Source organism: Geminocystis sp. GBBB08, assembly GCF_016743215.1.
GTDB lineage: Bacteria > Cyanobacteriota > Cyanobacteriia > Cyanobacteriales > Cyanobacteriaceae > Geminocystis.
In genome coordinates this window covers 1-2,359 of sequence record NZ_VRZC01000280.1, presented here as the reverse complement: position 1 = coordinate 2,359, position 2,359 = coordinate 1, and the positions used below count along the sequence as shown (strand labels likewise).

Annotated in this window: 3 protein-coding genes; all 3 read left to right on the top strand. The window is 27.5% G+C overall.

The window, feature by feature from the left end:
• The first annotated feature begins 211 nt into the window (after positions 1-211).
• The 3 genes from FWJ34_RS19190 to hypA are packed head-to-tail and all read left to right on the top strand — an operon-like array spanning position 212 to position 2,197.
• Positions 212-1,378 carry a SpoIIE family protein phosphatase gene (locus FWJ34_RS19190; RefSeq protein ID WP_308256928.1) on the top strand — a complete coding sequence of 389 codons (1,167 nt, stop codon included), beginning with the start codon at positions 212-214 and terminating at the stop codon, positions 1,376-1,378.
• Positions 1,379-1,383: 5 nt separating this feature from the next.
• On the top strand, positions 1,384-1,842 hold the full coding sequence (locus FWJ34_RS19185; RefSeq protein WP_308256927.1) for a hydrogenase maturation protease: 459 nt from the start codon (positions 1,384-1,386) through the stop codon (positions 1,840-1,842).
• 13 nt (positions 1,843-1,855) lie between these two features.
• On the top strand, positions 1,856-2,197 hold the full coding sequence (gene hypA / locus FWJ34_RS19180) for a hydrogenase maturation nickel metallochaperone HypA (RefSeq protein WP_308256926.1): 342 nt from the start codon (positions 1,856-1,858) through the stop codon (positions 2,195-2,197).
• Positions 2,198-2,359: the final 162 nt, after the last annotated feature.

The following is a 2,359-nucleotide window of genomic DNA, read 5'->3' as shown; positions in this document are numbered from 1 at the left end:
AATTGAAAGAAATGCAGGAAGAAATGATCAAAAAAGTTAATAAAGTTGTTCATAATCAAATGAAAGTTGCTCAAGAAATTGCTGGTTTATTAGGGGAAACTACCGCAGAAACAAAGGTAACTTTATTTAAACTTTTAGCTATTTTTCATAATGAATAACTCTTGATTTTATTATTGCCTCTTTATATTTTATTGAATCAATTAGTAAACTGATGATTGAAGATAATTTTTTCGATATTTATTATTATAGTTTAAACAAACAAAATGAAGAATTGTGCGGTGATCAAGTAAAATTTACTAAAACAGAAACTAAAAGTACCATTGTGCTTTCTGATGGTTTAGGAAGCGGTGTTAAAGCTAGTATTTTAGCAACTTTAACCACTGAAATACTTATTACTATGCTTGATGCTGATTTACCCTTAAAAGAAGTTATCGAAACCATTGTTGGCACTTTACCTATTTGTCAAGTAAGAAATATTGCCTATGCTACTTTTACCATTATTACCCTTAACCATATAACTAATAAATTTCATGTAATTAATTTTGATAATCCGCCTATTTTTTTACTTAAAAAAGGTGTTATTTTTCCGCTAAAACATCAAACAGAACAAATATTAAATAAAAAAATTAATTCCTGTCAAGGAATACTAGAAAGAGGCGATTTTTTAGGGGCAGCTAGTGATGGAATTCTTTATGCAGGATTAGGAAATACTATGAATTTTGGATGGGGTTGGGAAAATATCGCTAAATTTATGGAAAATATTTTTCGCAATAAAGCCACTAATTCTCGTTATATTATTGAACAAATTGTCAACGAAACTAAAAAATTATACTACGGTTACATAGGTGATGACGCTACTTTTGTCGGAGTATATATTCGTAAACCTAAACCTTTGATGATTTTTACAGGACCACCATTAGATGTTACCAGAGATGAAGAATATGCGGAACAATTATTGAGTTTTCAAGGCAGAAAAATTATTTGTGGTGGCACAACTGGTAATATTGTTGCTAATTATATGGGAGAAACCATTGAAATGGATATTCTGACGATGAGTAAAGAATTACCTCCCATTGGTAAATTGAAAGAAGTAGATTTAGTGACAGAAGGAATTTTGACAATTTCCAAAGCCAAAGAAGTCTTAATTAAATGTAATTTTGATATTAGTAGATTACCGACTATTAAAAATGGGGCAGTATTATTAGCTAGAGAAATTTTAGAAGCTGACTCAATTTATTTTTTAGTAGGGCAACAAATTAATGAATTTTATCAAAATCCTTTATTACCGAAAAATATATCAAATCGCCGTAGTTTAATTGAAGATTTAGTTCAACTTTTGCGTAATTATCAAAAACAAGTTATTGTCGAATATTGCTAGTTAATATGACGAATCAAAATGAAAATCAATTTTTAATTATCGGCTATGGAAATAGTTTACGAAATGATGATAAAGTTGGAAAAATTATAGCTCAAAAGATAGAAATAGAGGCTTTATCGCAAGTAAAATGTATTTATCAACATCAATTAACTCCTGAATTAGTTGAAAAAATAGCAATATTTTCTAATATTATTTTTATCGATGCTTGTGTGAATAATAATGAAGTAACAACTATCTTATTACCTAGATGTGAAATTAATAATCAATCTGAATATGGGCATTATTGCACTCCAGAATATTTGCTATATTTAACTAAACTAATTTATAATCAATCTCCTCAAAGTTACCTTATTACTATTCCAGTAAAAAATATTGATTTAGGGGAAGAATTATCAGACTTAGCAAAAGAAGGCGTTAAAATAGCTTTAAAAATTATTAAAGAAATTATTAACAAAATTGAGTAATTATTGATAAAAAATGCACGAAATAGGAATAATGGAAGACACATTAAAAATTGCCATTGATTATGCAACTAAAGAAAACGCCACAGAAATTAAAGAAATCACTATTTATATTGGTAAAATGTCAGGAATTGTATCCGAGTCATTAAAATTTGCTTTTGATGTGATAAAAAAAGGCACAATAGCAGAAAATTCGACTTTAAAAATAGAATCATTACCAATTATTTGTTATTGTGATCATTGTCAACAAAAATTTCAACCTGATGAATGGTTTTTTCAATGCCCAAATTGTGATCAATTCAGCAATAATATTCTTCAAGGTAAAGAAATTAAGTTAATATCTCTTAAAGTTTCTTAAATTTTTTATACCTTATTTACTGATATTTTTTATTATATAGCAATACTAAATCAGTTGTGAAATATTTAAAGATAGGAAATAATGTTTTACCTATTATTTAACAAAGGGTTTAAACCCCTTGCCTTTAAATTTGTAGTCCTTATTTTGCCACCAATCATTTAG

Bases quoted from the DNA above. Each gene is read 5' to 3' on its own strand.
- FWJ34_RS19190 (WP_308256928.1), top strand. From the start codon at position 212: ATGATTGAAGATAATTTTTTCGATATTTATTATTATAGTTTAAACAAA.
- FWJ34_RS19185 (WP_308256927.1), top strand. From the start codon at position 1,384: ATGACGAATCAAAATGAAAATCAATTTTTAATTATCGGCTATGGAAAT.
- hypA (WP_308256926.1), top strand. From the start codon at position 1,856: ATGCACGAAATAGGAATAATGGAAGACACATTAAAAATTGCCATTGAT.